Origin of the sequence: Albidovulum sediminis (assembly GCF_025380365.1) — a bacterium.
In the GTDB taxonomy this organism is placed as follows: Bacteria; Pseudomonadota; Alphaproteobacteria; order Rhodobacterales; family Rhodobacteraceae; genus Albidovulum; species Albidovulum sediminis.
In genome coordinates this window covers 78,660-100,298 of record NZ_JAOCQF010000006.1, presented here as the reverse complement: position 1 = coordinate 100,298, position 21,639 = coordinate 78,660, and the positions used below count along the sequence as shown (strand labels likewise).

The 21,639-nt window shown below is 65.9% G+C and carries 16 protein-coding genes; 7 read left to right on the top strand and 9 right to left on the bottom strand.

All coding sequences use genetic code 11. From position 1 onward, the window contains the following. Positions 1-167: 167 nt before the first annotated feature. Positions 168-785, bottom strand: a complete 618-nt coding sequence (locus N5I32_RS19820) for a hypothetical protein (RefSeq protein WP_261497686.1) — start codon at positions 783-785, stop codon at positions 168-170. A 115-nt stretch (positions 786-900) separates the two neighbouring features. Between N5I32_RS19820 and N5I32_RS19815 the strand changes: the two genes are divergently transcribed. Further along, positions 901-2,256 carry a cytochrome P450 gene (locus N5I32_RS19815; RefSeq protein ID WP_261497685.1) on the top strand — a complete coding sequence of 452 codons (1,356 nt, stop codon included), beginning with the start codon at positions 901-903 and terminating at the stop codon, positions 2,254-2,256. 37 nt (positions 2,257-2,293) lie between these two features. Here N5I32_RS19815 and N5I32_RS19810 read toward each other — a convergent pair whose 3' ends face one another. Genes N5I32_RS19810 through N5I32_RS19800 form a run of 3 tightly spaced genes read right to left on the bottom strand, consistent with a single transcriptional unit; the run spans position 2,294 to position 6,949 of the window. Then, positions 2,294-3,418, bottom strand: coding sequence for a M48 family metallopeptidase (locus N5I32_RS19810; protein ID WP_261497684.1), 1,125 nt, complete (start codon positions 3,416-3,418; stop codon positions 2,294-2,296). Between the two features lie 9 nt (positions 3,419-3,427). After that, on the bottom strand, positions 3,428-4,618 hold the full coding sequence (locus N5I32_RS19805; protein ID WP_261497683.1) for a YjgN family protein: 1,191 nt from the start codon (positions 4,616-4,618) through the stop codon (positions 3,428-3,430). A gap of 15 nt (positions 4,619-4,633) precedes the next feature. After that, positions 4,634-6,949, bottom strand: coding sequence for a DNA topoisomerase IV subunit A (locus N5I32_RS19800; RefSeq protein ID WP_261497682.1), 2,316 nt, complete (start codon positions 6,947-6,949; stop codon positions 4,634-4,636). 388 nt (positions 6,950-7,337) lie between these two features. On the opposite strand from N5I32_RS19800, the gene N5I32_RS19795 reads away from it, so the two are divergent. The 6 genes from N5I32_RS19795 to N5I32_RS19770 all read left to right on the top strand — a co-directional run bounded on the left by N5I32_RS19795 (position 7,338) and on the right by N5I32_RS19770 (position 15,480). Continuing rightward, on the top strand, positions 7,338-9,917 hold the full coding sequence (locus N5I32_RS19795) for a protein kinase domain-containing protein (RefSeq protein WP_261497681.1): 2,580 nt from the start codon (positions 7,338-7,340) through the stop codon (positions 9,915-9,917). A 239-nt stretch (positions 9,918-10,156) separates the two neighbouring features. Continuing rightward, on the top strand, positions 10,157-11,065 hold the full coding sequence (locus N5I32_RS19790; RefSeq protein WP_261497680.1) for an FHA domain-containing protein: 909 nt from the start codon (positions 10,157-10,159) through the stop codon (positions 11,063-11,065). A 16-nt stretch (positions 11,066-11,081) separates the two neighbouring features. Continuing rightward, complete coding sequence (locus tag N5I32_RS19785) at positions 11,082-11,849, top strand: PP2C family protein-serine/threonine phosphatase (protein ID WP_261497679.1); 768 nt, start codon at positions 11,082-11,084, stop codon at positions 11,847-11,849. A 115-nt stretch (positions 11,850-11,964) separates the two neighbouring features. Beyond that, on the top strand, positions 11,965-13,059 hold the full coding sequence (locus tag N5I32_RS19780) for a LysM peptidoglycan-binding domain-containing protein (RefSeq protein ID WP_261497678.1): 1,095 nt from the start codon (positions 11,965-11,967) through the stop codon (positions 13,057-13,059). 123 nt (positions 13,060-13,182) lie between these two features. After that, positions 13,183-14,283: a transporter substrate-binding domain-containing protein gene (locus N5I32_RS19775; RefSeq protein WP_261497677.1), complete on the top strand. Its 1,101-nt coding sequence runs from the start codon at positions 13,183-13,185 to the stop codon at positions 14,281-14,283. 93 nt (positions 14,284-14,376) lie between these two features. Continuing rightward, entirely contained in the window at positions 14,377-15,480 is a 1,104-nt protein-coding gene (locus N5I32_RS19770) for a LysM peptidoglycan-binding domain-containing protein (RefSeq protein WP_261497676.1), read from the top strand. Between the two features lie 81 nt (positions 15,481-15,561). Here the strand turns inward: N5I32_RS19770 and N5I32_RS19765 are convergent, their stop codons facing one another. From N5I32_RS19765 to N5I32_RS19745, 5 genes are all read right to left on the bottom strand, one after another. Further along, complete coding sequence (locus N5I32_RS19765; protein ID WP_261497675.1) at positions 15,562-16,875, bottom strand: P-loop NTPase family protein; 1,314 nt, start codon at positions 16,873-16,875, stop codon at positions 15,562-15,564. A 27-nt stretch (positions 16,876-16,902) separates the two neighbouring features. Next, on the bottom strand, positions 16,903-17,640 hold the full coding sequence (locus tag N5I32_RS19760; RefSeq protein ID WP_261497674.1) for a hypothetical protein: 738 nt from the start codon (positions 17,638-17,640) through the stop codon (positions 16,903-16,905). A gap of 50 nt (positions 17,641-17,690) precedes the next feature. Further along, a complete protein-coding gene (locus tag N5I32_RS19755) occupies positions 17,691-18,080 on the bottom strand; it encodes a hypothetical protein (protein ID WP_261497673.1) in 390 nt (129 codons plus the stop codon). Positions 18,081-18,164: 84 nt separating this feature from the next. Beyond that, a complete protein-coding gene (locus N5I32_RS19750) occupies positions 18,165-19,523 on the bottom strand; it encodes a dynamin family protein (protein WP_261497671.1) in 1,359 nt (452 codons plus the stop codon). 62 nt (positions 19,524-19,585) lie between these two features. After that, complete coding sequence (locus N5I32_RS19745) at positions 19,586-21,616, bottom strand: dynamin family protein (RefSeq protein WP_261497670.1); 2,031 nt, start codon at positions 21,614-21,616, stop codon at positions 19,586-19,588. Positions 21,617-21,639: the final 23 nt, after the last annotated feature.

Genomic DNA, 21,639 nt, shown 5'->3' with positions numbered 1-21,639 from the left:
GTCTTCCCGTGGTCAACGTGGCCAATCGTCCCCACGTTCACATGCGGTTTCGTCCGTTCAAACTTTGCCTTTGCCATGTCCGAGGCGCCTCATGGGTTGGGGGGCCCCGTGCGGAGCCCATTTTCGTTCGCGCGCTGCCTATCGGCACGGCCCCGAAAAATCAAGCGTCAGTTGGTTGTTGCGGCCTCTTCCGGGGCTGTTTCCGGCGCCGCCTGATCCTCGCGCGGGAGAAGCGCGCGCGCCGCCGCTGCCTCGGGCGTGAACCACGCCTCGTTCTGGGCCAGCCACTCCTCGATCTTGAGCGCCGCGTTCGAGGCAAGCCGCTGCATCTGCTCCTCCTTGCTCGAGGTCAGGCCGGAGCCGATGAAGGTCGCACCCGACGACCGCTCGAAGACGGTAAAGCGCCGCGGCTCGGCGTTCACGCGGCGGCCCGCGGTGTCGTCCCAGACGTTGACGGTGATGGCCAGAACGGACTTGGGCGACAGCACGATCGGGATGCCGGGCACGGCCAGCGCATAGGCATCGACCCCGATCCCGATGTGATAGAGCTTCTCGCCCGTCTGCCTGGAAAAGCGCGCCTCCACTTCCTTCCTGATCGCGGCTTCCCACTCCTCAGCCGTGGCCTGGCGCGAGGGGCCGACCGGCTTTGCGTTCTTGGCGATGACGATGTTGTAGCCAAGCGCGAAGTTGCCCAGCGGTGTCACCGGCTTCTGGTCTGCGGGGGTGCAGGCCGATGCGATCGCGAGAAGAAGGGAAAAGGCGGCTGCTCGGGTCAGAAACGTCATGGCATCCTCGGCTCGGGCTTTGACAAGGCTTAGCGGCTTCGTGGTGGACCTGCAACGTCCCCGGCTTGGCGCCCCGTCCGCATGCGCTATATTCGGCCCCAGGATGCACACCGACATGTCCCCCCTGGCCGAACTTCCGCCGCGCGTGCGCCTCGTCACCGCGCCGATGGGGATATGGGGGTCGTTCCGCACCGCGCGCCGCAACCTGCTGGGACTGATCCCCGAGATTGCCACCCGCCAGCCCATCGTCTCGGGCCGCACCGGCAAGCGCTGGCACATGGTGATGGACCCGGAGGCGAACCGGCACATCCTGAAGGACCGGGTCGAGGATTACCCCAAGTCGGACGTGACCAAGCTTATCCTGGCGCCGGCGATCGGGCAAAGCCTGTTCATCGCGGAAGGCGCCCACTGGCACTGGCAGAGGCGCGCGGCGGCGCCTGCCTTTTCGCCGCGCAACGTGACCGCGCTGGCCCCGGTGATGACCGCGGCGGCCGAACGCGCAAGCGCCCGTATCGCCGGTCAGGCAGGCCGGGCGGCCGACCTTTATCAGGAGATGGTGACGACGACGTTCGAGGTGATCTCGGACGTCACCTTTTCAGGCGGCGAGGCCTTCGACCGCGCCGCCGTTCATCGGGCCATAGACGCCTACATCGCCCAGACCGCACGGATATCGCTGCTCGACATCGTCGGTGCGCCGCCCTGGGTGCCACGGCCGGGGCGGCTCGTCTCCGGCCCGGCGATGCGCGACATGAAGCGCGTGGCCGACACAGCGATCGAGGCGCGGCGGAAATCCGGGCCGCGGCCCGCGCCCGACCTTCTTGACCTGCTGCTCGAAGGCGTGGACCCGGAAACCGGCCGGCGGATGGACACGGCCGAATTGCGCGACAACCTGCTGACCTTCATCGTCGCGGGGCATGAGACGACGGCGCTGACACTGGCCTGGGCACTTTACCTGTGCGCCTTCGATCCGGCGGTCCAGGATCGCGCCCGGGCCGAGGCGCAGGCGGTCCTGGGTGCAAGGGCGGCCGGTGCGGCCGATCTGGACAGCCTGCCATACATCCGCCAGATCATCGACGAGGCGTTGCGGCTTTATCCGCCCGCGGCGTTCCTGTCGCGCACAGCCCGGAAGGCCGACCGGCTTTGCGGGCGAGAGGTCCGGCCGGGCGACACGGTGATGCTGCCGATCTACGCGCTGCATCGCAACCACCTGCTCTGGCGCGATCCCGACCGTTTCGATCCCGACCGCTTCGCCGATCCGAAGGCGATCGACCGCTTCGCCTACCTGCCCTTCGGCGCCGGGCCGCGCATCTGCATCGGCGCCTCGTTCGCCCTGCAGGAAGCGGTGATCGTCCTTGCCACGCTTCTCGCGCGGTTCCGCTTCTCGCGCGTGCCGGGGCGCGACCCCGATCCGGTGCTGATTCTGACCCTGCGCCCACAGGGCGGGGTCTGGCTTGAGGTGGAGCGGATCTGAGCGCGAAGGCGCCGTGCAACCGGCAGGGGACCCGAACTCAGTCGCAGATGTCCCGCAGCGACTTCCAGTCCTCTGCCCCCAGCACATGCGCATCGGCCTCGGCCCAGGCCCCTGAACGGATCGCCTCGGCGCGTCCCGCGCTGAGGGGGTGGGAGGACAGGTATTCCGGCATCCCGTCCGTGAGAACGGCGATCCGGTCGAAGAAATCCGCCAGCGGCCCGGCAGGGATCCCGGAATCATTCAGCAGCATCAGAGCGTAGGCGTCAGCCGCCGTCTCGGCCTCACGCGTGTAGGACGCCTGCATCAGGTGTTCGCCCGCGACCCCCAGAAGCGTGCCGCCCGAGATATCGCCCAGAACGACGGACAGGATGCCGGCAGAACCTGCCGCGCGCAGCGTCAGCCGCGTCGGGTCGCGGTGGACGGCGTGCCCGATCTCGTGCGCGAGAACCCCGGCGACCTCCTCAGCGTTCTCCGCCTCATCCAGAAGGCCGCGGAAGATCACGATCTGCCCGCCCGGCGCGGTGAAGGCGTTGGGCATCGCAAGGTCGAAAACCCGGACATCGAGTGTGTAGGGAATGTCCTGTCCGGCGGTCAGACGTTCCGTCATGAGGTCCAGGGCCGCCTGCCCCTTTTCGTCGGTGCAGACCAAGCTGACCGCGCCATCGGCAAAGAGGTATTCGACCTGCGTCATCACGGCGCGACCGAAGGCAATTTCGCGCTCCGGCGGGATGTGGTCGGCCAGGTAGTCTGCAAGCCCCGGCAGGATCACGTAGAGCATCAGTAGAACCGCCGCGGCCGCGGCCGCCAGCCAGATCGCGACCCTGCGCAGGTTCCCTGGCCGGACGTCGCGCTGAAACAAGGAGGGCCGGGTGCGACGGAACCAGGCCACCGCATCGGCATCAGCGACGACAAGCCGGGCCGGATCGCGTGGCGTCTCGTCCTCACTGTCCGTGTGCAGTGTCAGGACAAGGCTTTCCCGGTGGGCCTGATCCGCCAGGGCGCGGATGCGGTCGAAGGGCCAGACGACTGACGCTCGCCCCGGTTCCTCGAACAGGATGGCAAGGCCCAGGCGGTCGCTCGTCGGTGCGATCCTCACCGGATGCCGGGCCGCGGTTACCCCGTCGTAGAAGGTCGCCGCAATCTGTCCGTCCGGGTCACGCATTCCGGGCCGTCAGATCGCCCCGCCGATGTCGAGCGCATCGGCAAAGCCTTCCGCATCCGCCCCCCGGTCGTGGGCGCGCTGGCGGATGCCCGACAAGGCTGCGGCATTCAGCACCGTAGTCGTTTCGCAGAAATGCGCGATGAGCGGCTGGACGATGAAGGCCAGCGTCAGGGCGCTGAAGACGGCGAAGACGCCAAGGTAGAGCACCGCGACGATGACGATGCCCGCGGGTCCGGTCCCCCCGTCCCCGGATATGGCGCCGACAACCATCGCGGCAGAGCCGCCCACCACCAGAAACAGCCCCCCCGCCGCAAGGCCAACCACGAGCGAGCCAAGGGCATAGATGCCGATCACCCGCCCGACCCGCGGCTCCGCGACAAAGCCGACGAGCCCGCCCAGAGACTTCCGGCTGTCAAGATAGCGGCGGCTTCGGACGGCGTAGAAGGCCCAGCCGAAGAAGCCCCAGCCATAGCCCAGCATCGCGACCGGAACGGCGCGTTCGGGATCCTCCGTCAGGATGCCGAGCACGACGCCTGCGATCAGGATCAGCGCGCCGATCAGAAGATGGATCGCGGCCGGGTAAAGCTGCGTCCAGCGCCCGCCCTGTTCGAACCGCGCATCGCCATAATAGCTCCTGTCCGTCTTGTACTTCTCAAGCCAGAAGGTCTGGCGCGGCAAGAGGATGCCCAGCGTCAGCCCGGTCGCCAGATAGTGCAGGATCGCGCGCCAGACATAACCCCATGCGGCCGAATCCATGCCGAAGCGGATGCCGCGAAGGCGCGTGCGCGCCATCATGTAGCGCCGCGCGCGGTAGCTGGCGAAGATCATCAGCGGCAGAACCGCCAGAAGCGAGATGTAGACCACCGCAAGCTGCATCAGGGCCTCTTCCTGGCTCATCGGTTCGACGACGAAGTGCAGGCCGAAGTAGAAGAGGAGGAGTTGCACGATGCCGAGATAGATCGCAAGGACGACCACGGCGACCAGGAATCCCAGGAACTTCTCAAGTCCGGTGCCGGTATATTCCAGGCGGTCGCCATCGAGCGCGACTGAAGACCAGATGTACTTCCGGATGCGCGTCTTGGCCCAGAAGCGATAGATACCGAGGGTGACGACCGTCAGAAGCGCGGTGCGGAAGGCCAGTCCGAAAAGGGCGCGCCGTTCGCCGGTATAGACAACGCTTGTCGCGATACCCGGCTGCATTCGATGCGCCCTCCGTCAGGTGAAGCGGTTGTCGCGCGGGAAGCCGCGTGGCGCCATTCTGCCCGCGGTTGCGCGTTTGGCAAGCCATTCCGTCAGATCGGTTTCGGTGCGGGTGCGTCCGGCGGGATCCTTCCAGCTGAGGCCATCGGCAAGGACAAAGGTGGTGGCATCCGACAGCCCGCCATCCTTGTATTTCTGAAGCCGAACACCCTTGCCACGCCCCATTTCCGGCAGTTCGTCGAGCGCGAAGACCAAGAGCTTTCGGTTGTCGCCGACGACCGCGACGTGATCGCCCGCGACCTTCCTGCAGACCTGCGTCTTCGCGCCGTCGCGCAGGTTCAGGACCTGCTTCCCGGCGCGCGTCTGCGCCAGAACCTCGTCGGAAGCCACGATGAAGCCGTCTCCGTCGGTCGAGGCGACCAGCAGTCTTTCACCCGGCCGGAAGATCTGCAGATCGACGATGTCGGCCTCGTTCGGAAGGTCGACCATCAGGCGCACCGGTTCACCCATGCCGCGCCCGCCGGGCAGGTTGGCCCCGAGAAGCGTGAAGAAGCGGCCGTTGCTGCCGACCAGCAGAATCCGGTCGGTCGTCTCCGCGTGGAAAAGGAACCGGCCCTCGTCGCCGTCCTTGAACTTGACCTCGGCGTCCAGCTGCTGATGCCCCTTCATCGCGCGGATCCAGCCCATACGGGAACAGATGACGGTGATCGGCTCCCTTTCGATCATCGCCTCAAGCGGGACATCCTCCGCTTCGGCGGCGTCGGCGAAGACGGAGCGGCGCGCGCCGCCGGGGGCGTCCTTTCCAAACTGCTTCTGAACCTCTTTGAGTTCCGCCGCGATCCGCTTCCACTGCTGCCCCTCGGAGGACAGGAGATCGTCGAGTTCGGCCCGCTCGCGCATGAGGGCGTCCTGCTCCCTCAGCAGTTCCATTTCCTCCAGCCGGCGCAGGCTGCGCAGCCGCATGTTCAGGATCGCCTCGGCCTGAACCTCGGTCAGGCCGTCGTCGCTGTGCGGCAGCGAGAGGGGGGAGACGTAATCCGCCTCGGACGCTGCCCGGGCACGCCTGACAGCCCAGTCCTCGGCCATCAGCGCCGCCTTCGGGTCGGCGTCGTAGCGGATGATGTCGATCACGCGATCCAGATGCAGGAAGGCGGTGATGAAGCCCTCCAGAACCTCAAGCCGGTGATCGATCTTCTCCATCCGGTGCCGGCTCCGGCGGATCAGAACCTCGCGCCGGTGATCGAGGAAGGCGCGCAGCACCTCCTTCAGCGAACAGACCTTCGGGGTGCGCCCGTCGATCAGCACGTTCATGTTCAGGCTGAAGCGCGTCTCCAGGTCCGAGTTGCGGAACAGCATTCCCATCAGCATCTCGGGTTCGACGTTCTTCGATCGCGGCTCAAGGACGATGCGGATGTCGTCAGCACTTTCGTCGCGCACATCGGCCAGAAGCGGAACCTTCTTGGTCTGGATGACCTCGGCGAGGCGTTCGATCAGCTTCGACTTCTGCACCTGGTAGGGGATTTCGGTAACGACGATCTGCCAGGTGCCGCGGCCCAGATCCTCCACCTGCCAGCGGGCCCGCAGGCGGAACGCGCCGCGTCCGGTCCGGTAGGCGTCGAGGATCGAGGCGCGCGGTTCGACGATGACGCCGCCGGTCGGGAAATCCGGCCCGGGTACAAGGGCAACCAGCGCATCGTCGCCGATGTCGCGGTCCTTGATCATCGCAAGGCACGCATCCACAAGGTCATGGATGTTGTGCGGCGGGATGTTCGTCGCCATGCCGACCGCGATACCGCTGGACCCGTTGGCCAGAAGGTTCGGGAAGGCCGCCGGCAGAACGACCGGCTCTTCCAGCGTGCCGTCGTAGTTGGGGCGGAAATCGACCGCGTTCTCGGCCAACCCCTCCATCAGCGCCTCGGCCGCGGCCGTCAGCCGCGCCTCGGTGTAGCGAGAGGCTGCGGGGTTGTCGCCGTCGATGTTGCCGAAGTTGCCCTGCCCGTCCACGAGCGGATAGCGGACGTTGAAATCCTGGGCAAGGCGCGCCATCGCGTCATAGATCGCCGCGTCGCCGTGAGGGTGGTAGTTGCCCATGACGTCGCCCGAGATCTTCGCCGACTTGCGAAATCCCCCGGTCGATGACAGGCGCAGTTCGCGCATGGCGAACAGGATGCGGCGGTGCACGGGCTTCAGCCCGTCGCGTGCATCGGGCAGCGCGCGGTGCATGATCGTCGAAAGCGCATAGGTCAGGTAGCGCTCGCCGATCGCGCGGCTCAGGGGTTCTGATGTCTGGATCGGCCCGCTTGCGGGCTCGTTGCCGTCGGTGCTGCTCATGGCCGATGTTTAGCCGCCCGATGCGTTCGGGTAAACCGGGAAAGAGGGCGACGGCCATGCCCGATGGGGGCGCGGCGCGATCCGGGAATCGTGCCGTTGGCGGCCCTGGCTTGCGCCGCGGCGCACCGCCTTGTCCGACGGAAATGCGCCTGGAACGCGAGGGGCGGCGTTGATGAATTGTCGCATAATCATACACAATTTTGCGGTTTCCGGGCCTTGCGGTCTGAATTCGCCTTTACGCCCACACTGCGCCCTACTTTCGCCCCTTTCTTTGACAGAACCTCAACACTGTAAAAGCGAAGGAATGTTTCTGCATCGCGCGGCTGTTGTCCAACCAGACACAATTCCGACTGAGGCAGGCGACCGTTTACTTGTTGGGGAAGCGACAATGACTGCACCGCAACTCGCCGCTGAGCAAGCTGCACGGGAGGAGTTCGTTGACGAACTCAAGCCCGGCACGAAGTTGCTTCAGGGGCAGTACACGATCACGCGGTTCATCAACAGCGGCGGCTTCGGGATCACCTACCTGGCCAAGGACAGCCTTGAACGCGATGTGGTGATCAAGGAGTGCTTTCCCGGAAACTTCTGCCGCCGCAGCGACACCATCGTGGGCGCGCGGTCGCGTGCGCACCAGGCTGAATTCCGCTCCATCGTCAAGCTGTTCGTGCAGGAAGCGCGCAGCTTGGCCAAGCTTGCCCATCCCAACATCGTCGGCGTGCATCAGGTCTTCGAGGACAACGACACCGCCTATATGGCCATCGACTTCATCGACGGGCGCGACCTTCTGGACATGATCGATGACCCGGCCATCGAGATGACTCCGTCGAAGATCGTGACGATGACCCACAAGCTGCTGGCGGCGGTGGGCTTCATCCACGACAGCGGCATCCTGCATCGTGACATTTCGCCCGACAACATCCTGATCAACAAGAAGGGCGAGCCGATCCTGATCGACTTCGGCGCCGCGCGCGAGGAAGCGACACGCGCCAGCCGCGCCCTGTCGGCACTCAGGGTGGTGAAGGACGGCTATTCCCCCCAGGAGTTCTACATTGCCGGCAGCGAACAAGGGCCGTGGAGCGATCTCTACGCGCTGGCGGCGACGCTCTATCACGCCATCACCGGCCAGCCGCCGGCAAACAGCCAGGTCCGCCTTGCCGCGATCGCGGAAGGCAACGCCGACCCCTACGAGGCCCTCTCGGGCCGGTTCCCGGGATACCCGCTGGGCTTTCTCGAGGCGATCGACAAGGCATTGAATGCGGTGCCGCGTCGGCGCATCCAGAATGCGGCTGCATGGCTGGAAATGCTGGCCAATCCGTCGCAGCAAATCCGCGATGCCGATCCGCTGGCTGCCGTGTCCCGCCTGCTGAGCGAACAGACGCTGGAGCCCGAGGTCCAAGTTGTGCTTCCGGAACCGAAGGCATCTGCGGCAGAGCCGAAGGTGGCCAGCGCCCCGGTCGCAAGGCAGCCCGAAGCGGACGCGCCTTCGAAGGAACCGGAGGTCCGGAACCTCGCTGAGGCCGAAACCGCGGCGGGGCCTGCCGCCCCCGCGCCGGTGCAGCCGACAAGGATTTCCAGCAAGCCTCAGCCTCAGCCGCTGCCTGCCGCGCGGGGCGGTTCCGGGCGCGGCCTGCTGATGGGGCTATCGGCTGTCGCGGTGCTTGCGGTGCTCGGCTACTTCGTGCTGCGCATGGATGGCGCCGATACGCTCGTCACGCCGCCTACGCCCTCGCCCGAAGCGGCATCGCCCACGGCGTCCGCCCCGGCAGAGCAGGCCTCCGTTACGCCCGCGCCTGCGGTGAAAGCCGTGCCCGCGGTCGCAGAGGAGACGGCGGCGGAGTTGACCGATGCGCCCATCCCGCAGGAGACATCGGCCGTTGTCGCCGGTTTCCCCGACACAGCGGAGGCGCAAGTCCCGGCTGGCATCGCGACGGAGAGTCCCGCCGCGGATGCATCGACTGCCCCGGCTGAGGTCGCAGGCGTATCCTTGGCCGCCGAAGCCCCCGCCACGACCGCACCCTTGGCGACCGTACCGGTAGCGACCGCACCCGTGGCAACCGCATCAGTAGCGACCGAGACAGAAGACAGGGCCGAAACCGTCGCGGCAGCAGCGCTGAAGGTCGCCGCCGTCGCCCCTGTTGCCGAACTGGCCGAACCCACGGTCGCGGTCGCCGCTCAAGTCGCGCCAACCCCGGAAGAGGTGCCGGTCGAAGCTGCCGCTACCGCGGTGACCGACGAACCGGAGGCCCCCGTCGCGGTGGTGGAGACCGGAACCGAAGCCACCGCAACCGCCGACGCGGAAAGCCCGGTCGTCGAGACTGCCGCCGCCGAACCGCCGGCAGCGGAAGTTGCGGCCACTGCGCCCGCAGTTCCGGCTGAGTCCCAGGTCGAGCTTGCGGTCTGGGACGTTGTCGTTCCGTTCACTGCGAACGTCCGCACCATCGGCGGCGTCAACTACGCCACCATCCGCTCGGTCGACGAGACGGCCGATTTCTCGATCGCGGGCGACTGGATTCGCGAAGGCACGACGATCTTCTCGGTGAACGGCAACCCGGTGTCGCCGTCCCAGAACGTCGGGGCGCTGATCCTGCGCAACCTTTCGGTCGAACGTGACGGAATGGCCCGGGCGTCGGTCCGGATCAAACTGCCCGGTGACAGCCAGTACAACCGCGTTCAGCTTGCGGTTCCGGTGATGCGGCGTGTGAGCCTGGCCGGCGGACTGGTCACCGAAGCGCGCGTTGAGGGCGACCGGTGGTCGGTGGTCGTCAAGGCCACGGGCAGCGCGCCGACCACTTTGCGCGAAGGCGACGTGATCCTGTCCGAGACACTCACCGGCATCGCGCTTGTTCACGCCGACAGCCTGGAAGATGCCGTCGGCAAACTGGCGAACGAGGGGGAAACCGTCGCGCAGTTCGAGATCGAGCGTGGCGGCGTCAAGGCGTCCGCGACCTACGCGCTGGCGACGAAGTAAGGCTTTCTGCCGACCCCGCTCCGGGGCCGGACCTGTTTCAGTACGAGTGTCATTGCGCATTTCGCGCGCGAACAAGAATTCTGGAACGTGAGGTCACGATCATGCGTATTAGACCGTTGGCGGGGCTCAGCGAGAGGGGCTTTTCCTTTGATCTCGTATCTCGCAGGAAAGCCGCGCGGCCGGAGGATGCGGCGGCGGCGCCCGAAGGCGAAGCCGCTTCACCTGAGCAGCCAGCAGCGATGCCCGATCCCATCCTCGACGATCCCCACCTGATGGTGGAGCCATTCGAGTCGGTCCTGCAGCAGCTTCGCGGCACCAATGACTCCGAAAGACAGGCCGAGGCCGACAGACTGGTGATGGCGGCGGCAAGGGCGGCCGTCACCTCCCCTCTGCCAGAGGCTGATGCGGATGCGGAAGACCTGGATGTCGACGACACCGCCGAGCTGGATCTGGATGCTGCCGCAGCCCCCGAGCCTCAGGCGGAGCCGTCGATCCTGCCCATCCGGCCCACGGAGCCGCAACCCGTCCGGGAGCCGATCGCCGAAATCCTGCGACTGCTGCCGGAGAACGCGGTAAAGCCCGCCACCCCGGTTCCCGCCGCCGTTCCCGCACCCGCGCCCGCCCCGACGGCAGCGCGGTCCGAGCCGCAGTCGAATGCATCCGAGCCCGAGGCTGCGGTTTCGTCCTCTCCGCGCCGGGGAAGCCGGGTCAAGACCACCTTCCTGGGCTTCGAACGCTCTGACGGGCGGATCGAGGATGTGTTCCAGCGCGAGGCCCCTGCGAAGGACAACACCGGGCGCTGCGAGTTCCCCTTCGGCTGGGTCGTGATCATCAAGGGCCCGGGCCGTGGCACCGCCATCGCCATCGGTGCCGGCGTGTCGCAGATCGGGCGCGGCGACGACCAGGCGATCCAGCTTGACTTCGGCGACAACTCGATCTCGCGCAACAACCATGCGGCGATCGCCTTCGACGACGAGGATCGCAAGTTCTACCTCGGGCACGGCGGCAAGGCCAACATCGTCCGGCTGAACGGCAAGCCGGTACTGAGCACCGAGCCGCTCTCGGACGGCGACCTGATCCGCATTGGGGAGACCACGATGTCCTTCGTCGCTTTCTGCGGTGAGGACTTCGTCTGGGGAACCGAGTAAGAAAGACATTGAAACAATGCGTTATGACGTCGCAACAGCCATCAACAAGGGCAAGCGCGAGTATCAGGAGGATGCGGTAGCGACCGCGTTCCTCAAGGATCACGCGCTTGGGTTTGCCGTCCTCGCCGACGGCATGGGCGGCCACGCCGCGGGCGATGTCGCCAGCAATATTGTCGTGACCGAGGTGTCGCGCGGCCTGAAGGCGCGGCTGCAGCCACATGCGCTCAAGGATGAGGATATTCCCCTGATCCTGCGCGAGGTGACGACAGCCGCGAACGACACCATCGCGTCCTACGTCGCGGCCAATCGGGACGTCGCCGGGATGGGCACGACGCTGATCGCCCCGGTGCTGCTGGAAGATCGCCTTCACTGGGTGTCGGTCGGGGACTCTCCGCTCTACGTCTTCAGCGACGGAAGGCTGCGGCAGGTCAACGAAGACCACTCCATGGCGCCGCAGATCGACCTGATGGTCCGCACGGGAATGCTCGATCCGGAGAGGGCGCGCAACCACCCGGACCGTAACTGCCTGACATCGGTCCTGATGGGGGCGCCGATCCCGCGGATCGACTGTGGCAAGGCGCCCGTGGCCCTGCGTCCGGGCGATATCATCATTGCATCAAGCGATGGCCTGCAATTCCTGTCGGACGCGGAGATCCAGCAGGTCGTCGATCGCTACAAGGAAGACAGCTGCGCCGAGTTGGCCAAGGCGCTGATGGCAGAAGTTCAGTCTCTGGAGGATCCGGATCAGGACAACATTTCCTTTGCCGTCATCAAGGTCAGTTAACGAGTTCGCGGCCCCCTGACGCGGCGGCCAATCCCGAAATCAGAACCGGTCCGGTCGGCCCCCAGGGTGCCGAAAGGATCGCTGCAACCCAAAGCTCGAGAAAGGGCGCAACATCATGCGAACGGACTTCCAGAGGCTCCTCGCGGTCAGTTGTCTTGCGCTGTCGGCCGGCACCTATTCCGCCGCCGCGCAGGAGGCATGTTCGACTTACACAATCAAGCGGGGCGACACGTTGACGAACATCGCCAAACGGGCCTTCGGCGACGGCGATTTCTCGAAGATCTTCCAGGCCAACCGCACCGCCATCGGCAGCAACCCCAACCTGATCGAGGTCGGGCAGCAGATCGAGATCCCCTGCGTCGAGACGGCCTCCGCGCCCGCACCTGCCGCCGCCGAAGCGCCCGCCGACACCGCCCCGGCGGCTACGGCCGAAGCCGCCGCAACCCCGCTGGCAGCGATCGCATTCGTCACCGGCAACGACTACCCGCCCTTCACCGGAGAGGATCTGCCGGACGGCGGCATCTTCACCAAGCTGGTCCGGACTGCGATGCTGCGCGGTGACAAGCAGCAGGACTACTCCATCGACTTCGTCAACGACTGGAGCGCGCACCTTGACAGTCTGCTGCCGCGCCGGGCCTTCGATGCCACCTTTCCCTGGAGCCAGCCGGACTGTGGCGACCTGGGGGTGCTTTCGCCGAAGGACGCCTACAGATGCACTGACTTCAACTTCTCCGAGTCCTTCTACGAGATCGTCGACGGTTTCTTCGCGGTCAAGGGCAGCGGGCTTGAGACCGCACAGACCTACGAGGAGTTCGTCGGCAAGCGTATCTGCCGCCCCGAAAGCTACTCTCTCTCGGGCCTGACCTCGGTCGGCCTGGTCGAGCCGGCGATCACGCTGGTACGGCCGGCCACCCCGGCAGACTGCTTCGAGGGGCTGGCAACCGGCGCCGTCGATGTCGTGCACCTCGAGGTGCAGGTGGCCTCTGACGCGCTGTCCGACCTCGGGCTCAAGAACGACATCGTCGAAGATCCCCACCTCGCACAGGTCAAGACCCTGCGCGTGATGGTTCACAAGTCGAACCCGCACAGCAGCGAAATTCTCGACGTAATCAACCGCGGGCTGACCGAGATGCGTGAAAGCGGCGAGTGGTTCGACATCGTCTCCGCCGGGCTGATGGCCCAGACCGAGGAGGAGATGAAGAAGAACTGACCGTTGCCGCCCGATTCTCGCACGAAGCGGGCCCCACCACGGCAGAGAGTCCCCCGAACCCAGAAACCTCAGATCAGGGCCAGTCCCGCCAAGGGCGGCCAAGAACCGAAAGGAGATCAGCAGATGATCTTGCGCTCCACTTGCAAAGCACTTCCGGCGTCAGCCCTCCTCGCCGCCGCGTTCTTCGGATCCGCCTCGGCGCAGCAGGCCTGTTCGACCTATGTCGTTCAGGACGGTGACACGATCGGCAACATTGCCATCAAGGCCTATGGCACCCTCGACTACCAGATCGTGTTCAACGCCAACCGCGACAAGATCGGCAACGACATCTCGGGGCTGAAACCCGGAACCGAGCTGATCCTGCCCTGCCCCGACGGGCGTCTGAGCGCCGAGGACGAAAGTCCGGACGTGGCGAAATCGACCGCGGAAGCGCAGAACCGCAGCACCGTCCAGATCGACGCTTACAAGCCGAAGGTGAAGTTCGTGACCGGTGGCGACTGGTATCCGTTCACGGACGAGGGCCTGACCGGCGGCGGCTTCCTGATCCGCCTCGTGGAAACGGCCATGCACCGCGCGGGCAATGACCGGGACTATCTTCTGGGCTGGGTCGACGACTGGGATTCGCACATGTCGGTGCTGCTTCCCTTCAATGCCTACGACCTCAGCGTGGCCTGGTATGCGCCGGACTGCACCAAGACCGACAGCATGTCGGACATGACGCGCGACTTCTGCGACAACTACCTGTTCTCCAAGTCGCTCTACGACGCCGTGTTCGGCTTCTTCTCTCGCGCCGACAGCCCCTATGCCGCAGCGAAGACGCTGGCCGACTACAAGGGTGCGCGTATCTGTCGGCCTGAAGGCTACTCGATGCACGACCTCGACGAGGCCGGTCTGATCGAACCCGCGGTGACGATCTCCATCCCGCCGACTCTGGCCGATTGCGCCGAAGGCGTGATGCAGGGCACCTACGACGTGATGTCGGTCGAATCCCAGGCGATGGTGTCGGTTCGCCTGGAACTCGGCCTGGGCGACGAATTCGTGGAGAACGCCTTCGTCACCTCGATCCAGGCAATCTCGGCGATGGCGTCGAAGACGAACCCGCGGGCGGTGGAATTCATCGAAGAGCTGAACGCCGGCCTCGATGAGATGCGCGACAGCGGCGAGTGGTACGAAATCGTCGCAAGCTCGCTCAAGGAAGCGAACGAGAAGCTGGCACAGAACTGACCGCTTTGCGCGAGTCGGCTGCCCCGACCCGCGCACATTCTAGCCACGCACGGCCCCGGGCGGTGCTTTACTCAGGAATACGGAGACTGAAACATGGAATCTCGACAAATCCTTTTCCGTGTCGCGGCTGGCGGGGCGTCGGCACTGCTGCTTGGAACCTCTGCGCTCGCGCAGGAAGCTTGCACGGCCTACACCGTCAAGGCCGGCGACACGCTGGGCACGATCGCACAGGCCGCCTACGGCACGGGCGACTATCAGAACATATTCAACGCCAACCGCGAGGTGATCGGTGACAACCCGGCGGGGCTGACGGAAGGCACCGTCCTGAACCTGCCCTGCGCGGATGGCTCGATTGCCGGCGACGCGACCGCCGCCCAGATCATCGAGGAACAGAACAAGATTGCCGCGGAGCGTCCGAAGTCGAACGCCTACGAACCGCCGGTCAAGTTCCTTGCCGGCGGCAACTACGCCCCTTTCAGCGACGAGGCGCTTGACGGCGGCGGCTTCCTGATCCGGCTGGCCGAGACGGCGATGCACCGCGGCGGCAACACGCGCGACTATGCCACGGCCTTCGTCAACGACTGGGCGGCGCATCTTGAGACGCTGCTTCCGACCGGCGCCTTCGACGTCGGGCTTGGCTGGTACATGCCGAACTGCGAGAAGCGGGACCTTCTGAGCGACTCGATGAAGTATCGCTGCGACCAGTTCGACTCGACCCTGCCGGTCTATGAGCCTGTCGTCGGCTACTACACCACGAAGGACAGCGCCTTCGCCGGCGCGACGAGCTTTGCGGACTACAAGGGCGCCCGCATCTGCCGGATGGACGGCTATTTCACCTTCGACCTCGAGGAGGAGGGACTGGTCCCGCCCGCGATCGAGCTTGTCCGCCCGGTGCTGCCGGAAGATTGCATGGAGGCTCTGATGACGGGCGCGGCAGATGTGGCCGGGATGGAGGTCCAGTCTGCCGCCGACGCCATCGCCAAGCTCGGGATCGGTTCGGACGTGGTCGAGAACCCCAGCCTGTCGAAGGTGCTGTCGATGTCGTTCATCACCCACAAGTCGAACCCCTTCGGCAAGCAGTACATCACGCTCCTGAACCGCGGCCTGACCGAGATGCGCAATACCGGCGAATGGTATGCGATCATCTCGAGCACGCTTGATGAGCACAACAAGAAGATGATGGAAATGTCGAACTGACCGGCAGCCTTCGGGCGCCGTGCAATCCCAGGGCCCGTGCCGCGCGCGGGCCCTGTTCTTTTACGCCCCGCGTCGAAGGTGTCAGGCGGCCGCGCCGGATTGCGCCAGCCCGTCGGTCAGCTGCGCCAGAAGCAAGGCCGCCGTTTCGGCATTCGACGCCTCGCCTTCGTACTGCATCAGGATCAGCAGGTCCTGCGCGCGCTGGAACTCGCGTTCGATCCAGGCATCCGCGTCGGACAGATCGCGCAACATCGCCAGATCGTCGAGGAAGAACGACACCGCATCCTGCGCGGCGGTCAGGAATTCCCCGTCCTGTTCGATCACGCCGGTGCGCAGGCTGTCCAGGACGCCCTCGACCCGCTTCTTCCAGGCAAGCAGGGCCGGGCTTGCCTGAACCGGCTGAAGTGCCGGCCGGCCGGCAGCGGGGGGAACCGGATCGGATTTCGACCCAGCGGCCGCCCGTGGCTCGGCCCTTGCCGCAGTCGGCGCCGGCGCCGTGATCGTCGCGGGCGTCACCGGAAGTTGGGCCAGCAGGGGCTCCAGATGCTGCGCCATGCCACGGCGCACCTTCTCCACCTCGGTCTTGCGGCAGTCGACCGCCATTTCCATCATGGCAACCATGAAGGGTTCGATCCCGCTTGCCACCCATGCCCGCTCGGGTTGCGTCACCTCTCCCAACAAGGCGCGCCATGCATCGCTGATGGAAATGGGAAGTACCTTCCTGAAGGCCGCGCCGACGGTTGTCTGCAGCCGTTCGAGCGTGGGCGTAAGCGTTCCGGCCGACAGGTGATCTGCGTGGGTCATCACGAGGATCGCCCGGCGTTGGACAGCCTTCGGGACCAGCCCCCACAGGTGGCGCTCCTCGGCCGTCCAAGGGTCTTCCGCGTTGGTGCACCAGACGACCATGTCGGCAAGACGGTTGAGGACGAACAGCGTGTTGGCCTGGGCGCCCGAATCCTCCAGGTCCGAAAGGTCCATGAGCCAGACGTCCCGAAGCACCTCGCAGTCGATGCCGATCGAGATGATGTCGGGGGATTCCGACAAGGCGCCCTGCAGGTCGAGACCGTCGAAGACCCTGTCTTCCCGATCCCACCAGCTGGCCGTCGTGCGGTTGCCCTCGCAGTGACGCAGGATGACCGCCGGCATGACCGACTTGCGCGGCTGCGTCGGAATGACTGCTTCCCCCACAAGCAGGTTGACGAGGCTCGACTTTCCCGACCGCGAAAGACCGACGACGGCAATCCGCACCGGAGCCTCGAGCCGGGAAAGGTAGCTTTCCGCCTGCGCACGCGCGTTTTCAAGCGAGGGGTCGCCCTGTGCCGCGGCACCGTCCAGAACGGCAAGAAAACGACGCAGGATCTCTGCTTCTGTATCCGCTCTCGGAAAGGCCACCATCGTCACGCTCCTCGCTTGCGCCGCGGATCAGGCGCTGTCCGGCCGCCTGGTTTCCGCCCAGGCACGGATCAGCCGGTCAAGCTTGCCCTGGAATGTCACACCGATCCGTGCATCCGCGCCATCCTGAACGAGGAAAAAGCGACTTGCGTCGCCTTCGCCTGCGCCGACCGCGAACAGACCCTCGCCGCCAAGGTGGCGCATCGCCGCGCGCACCGCAGCGACGTCGGAAACCAGTTCGGCGTCGTTCGCCCCGGGCAGACGGGCGACCTCGCCCTTGCGGTCGTCAATACCCCCCGCGGCATCCATACGGGCGGAGGCCAGCGCAAGCGCCTCCATCCGGGCGGCGAAATCGCCCGAGTCCTCGCTCTCGGCCAAACGAAGCGCGGCAAGGCAGGCCGAACGAAGATCCGCGGTCGAGACCCCGACGGCGGCATCGGTATCTTCGGCCAGTTGCACCTCGAAGCGGTGGACGCCATCAAGGCGTGCGTGGCCCACAAGCGCCGCCGCCATTTCATCCAGAGCCTGCAAGGCCCCTCCCTCGAGCGAGATCAGCCGGCCGCTGCGCGCAAGCAGCACGATCCTGTCTGCGCCATCGCACCGGAAGACCAGACGTCGCGGCAGAACGGTACCGTTGATCGTTCTCAGGATCGCCTCGAGCCGCGCGGTCGCCGACTTTCCGGGCAGGAGCCGCGCCGAATGGGGCCGCGGTTCGGCCAAGGCCTCGATCCCGGCCATGATCGACATGATTTCACGACTGACCGCCATTGCGACCGACGCCCTTCCGCTATCCGTTCCGGCGCCTGAATCCTGCGGATTCAGAGAGCATTTGCAATGTCCTTCCCCAGTTGCCTTCCCGCAAGTCGCACCAGTGCGACATCTGCGCCGCTGCGGCAGACAAGGCAAAGTGCATGGTCGGCATGTCCGGGCATCCGCAGGAAAAGGCAGGTATGGTCGCCGTTGCGAACCACCGCCTCATCCGGGCTGGCGCCGTCAGGGGCGTTGGTGGCAAGCCGCCAGGCCGAAGAAATCCCGCGCCCGTCAAGCATCCGCGCAGCAAGCGTGGCAAGGGCATCGAGTGTTTCCTGATTGAATGGCCGGACGGTTCGCCGGGTGAGCACCAACTCTTCGGGCATGTCCACATAGCAGATCGCAAGAGATTCCGGCAGTGCCTGAAGCGTGCCATCCATCAGTTCGTTTAGCGCCATGCCCTGCCTCCGCGGTTTCGCGGTTCCGCAGGTTCCCGATTACAGGCATGCGCCGGCTTTTTCCAGTGCCCGAAGGGCGTCCCTTTACCCGTGGCGCCGCAGGCCCCCGTCCGCGCCCTGACCGGCCTCAGGCTCGATCCCTTCGGCACGATCCACGGCGATCAGGAACTTTTCGAACAGGGCGATCACGTCCTGGACGGTCCGGACCTCCGGCTCTGCCGCCACCACCTCGCGCCAGAGGCGCGCGGCGGATTGCGGTTCCGCCTCACCCTGTTCTTCCGCTTCGCCGTCGTCCGTGGGCTCCTCGCCATCGTCCGGGGTGGCGGCGTCAGTGTCTGCACATTCCCCGACGAGATCCGTTTCCGCGCCGTCCCGCAGGTCGCAAGCCTCATTCGTCTCCGGCGCCATCGCGGTATCGGCGAGGGCGGCATCAGACTCGTCTTCGCTGGCACCGCGATCGGGTTCCGCTTCGGGTTGATGCGGCTCGACCTCCTCGGCCTTGGGGACACGCAGCGCGAAGCTCAGGTGCAGGACCTCGGCATCGGGTCGAACCGATGGCGCGGATGGGCCGGTTTCGTCGTCCATGATGCGCGACCGCAGGGAGTCGGCATCGTTCCGGCTCAGCCGGGTGCGGGTGGCGCCGTCCTCCCGGTCCACGCGGTTCGGCCGGATGGAGCGGACATTGCGCGGCGGTGATGGCAGGGCGCCGTCGCCGTCGATCACCGCATAGCGCGACAGCATCCCCTTTCGCGTCTCGATGATGTCATGGGCCACTTCATGCAGCGCCGCCAGAAGCGCCTCGCCCCCGCTTTCCGACCAGAGATCCCCGGCGTCCTCCACGCTCGCCGCACGCAAGGCATCCTGGGCAGAGAACATGATGATGCTGCGGAACATGTCGCCCGCCTCACGGCGAAGGCGGCGCGCGACACGTTCCCGTTCCGCCGGCAACAGCTTGTCGGACCGGGTTGCGAGCAGGATGGAGTTCTCGCGCAGCCGTTCGGGCAGGGATTCCCACGCGCTACGCTCCGATTCCCGCCAGGCTTGCGTGGAATGGGTGCACCAGATCACCGCGTTGACATAGCCGACGGCCATTTCCCAGACCGCCTTCGGGATGTTCGGGTCCGAAATGCCGGGGGTGTCGATCAGGTCGATGGTCTCAAGGATGCGGCCCTTGCAGAACAGGCGGATGTAACGGACCCCCTCGACCGGGACCCCGTGCAGGTCATCGAAGGACAGGTCGTGCCGCTGGCCTTCGGTATCGACGTACCACGCCTGCGGTTCGCCATAGCTCATCCACACCGGGGGAAGCTGGGTGGCGGTGACGCGCGTCGGCAGGACATCCTCGCCGACCAGAAGGTTTGTCAGCGTCGTCTTGCCTGCGCTGAACTCGCCCATCAGGGCGATGCAGGGCTTGCGGCTGGCCCAGCCTTCAAGCCGGGTCATGCCGGCTGCGGAAACGGGGCGCCGTCTTCTTTTCTGCCTGTCAGTCATTCTGCCAGCCCCCCTCAGGCTGCCATGTCATCAAGCCCGCGCAGGATCTCTCCGAACGCGGCACTGGTATCGGTTCCGGATTGCAGCACCTCGAGCGCCTTGCGCGCGTCCTCGGCGTTCGCGGCATCGGGCTGGGTGATCCTGCGGATGGTCTCCTGATGCTCCCTCAGGAACTCGCGCAGGATCGCGCGCGCGTTCTCGAGCACCGAGGCGACCTGGGTTTCCTCAAGATCCTTGGTGATCGAATGCGCCTCGGCGCGGATCAGATGCGCATAGTCCTTGGCATAGGCTTCATAGCCACGACGCTTCTGCCACCAGCGGCGCCACCAGGTGCTTTGCAGGTCGAGCGCGAGCGTCTTGCCAAGGCCCACCGGCGCGGGAACGCGCGGCGGTTGAGGCGCCTCGATCCGGAAATCGGCGACGCCGCCCGAAAGCACGGCGGCATAGATCGCCTCGACATGGCGGGCCGCATCCTCGTAAAGCTTGGAGAGCCGCGCCGAAAGGGCGCGTGCGAAACTCAGGTAGGCGGCGCGCTGCAACACCCGAAGTCCGGTCGGATCGTACTGCCAGGTGCCGCTTTCACCGTGCCGTTCCAGATGTTCGATGAGCGAATCCGTCGCACGCTTCACGAAGCCCGACTCCGACGTCTCCATCCGTTGCATCAGGTCGTCGCGCAGCTGCTGGCACAGGACTGCAACGTCAGCCTCATACTTGGCCGCAAGCTGCGTCATGACCGAGGTGGCGGAGTGGCCCGCGAAGTCGACGGTGACGGCCCCGCCATCGGAACGGCGCGCCATCAGCGTGGCGCGCGCCTCGTTCGTCAGGTTGCGGGCATTGCGGCGCACACGCTCCAACAGCCGGCGGCCGGCACCCTCTGTCACCCTCTCGCCGATCGCGGTCAGAAGGCCGGGCACGCCCGACAGGTTCCAGACCGTTTCCCATTCGTCGCGCCCGGCCAGATCGGGGCGGGCCACCGCATAGGCGTCCAGCGCGCGCTGGCTGTCGGACGAAAGGCCGTCACGGGTTCCGGTCAGGGCGGCTTCGCCCCACTTGGCGCTGCCGAAGACGATCGCGACATCCGAGGCGATGTTGAACTTCTTCAGCGTCGCCTGAATACCGGTGCGGATCTCGTCGATCTGCTCCGCAGGGTTCTGAAGCTCGTCCACGCGATTGACGAACAGGATGATCTGGCGGTTCTCGAGGTTGGAGATGATGCGCATCAGGGCCATGTCGACGGTCGACAGTGCCTGATGGGCGGACAGGACCACGACGCAAAGCTCCGAACCGCGAAGGCTTCTGAGCGTGATCTGTTCACGCATCATGAAGGTATCGTTGACCCCCGGCGTGTCGCACAGCGTGAGCGAGACGTCATACTCGGGGATATCAAGGTAGAGTTCGGCCGACTTGGTGATGTCGGCAAATCGCCCGGTCTTGGCGTTCGTCTCCCGCAGGTCGGCCTCGTCGCCAAGGCAGACATAGCGTTCCACCAGTTCGGGATCGACATAGCCATAGGCGTGGTGCTGACCCAGCAGCAGCTCGAAATGCTTGCCCAGCCGCGCCTTGGTGGCCTCCCGCATGGCTTCGACCTGACGCTGGATGTCGGCCAGTTCGTCCTGCGCGCCGGAGCGTTCGGCAAGTTCGCCCAGCCGCCCGCCGCCGACCACGAGATTGTCCCATTCGTCGCGGTTGAAGAAGGTGAAGCGCGCCTTGGTGTTGGCCGGCCCCTCTGCATCGACTGGGGCCTTGGTGTTGATCGCAAGCGTGGTGACGACCGAGGTCCACGGGTTGACGTCCGAAGGCAACAAGGCCGGCGACGCCGTCAGGACGTTGGCCAGCGCCGACTTGCCGGCCTTGACCTGCCCGACGAAGGTGATCTTTGCCGAAAACTCCTGGAGCCGCGCCTTCAACGCCGCCGCGCGCGAGCCGGTTCGTTCATCGGCAACAGCCGCAAGCCGGTCGAGCGTGTCCGACAGTTCTGCGAAAGTGCCCGCAAGTCCGGAAAAGGCAACGTTGCCCGATCTGAGAAGATCCCTGTTGCGCACCATCCAACTATCCTTTCCCCACTCCA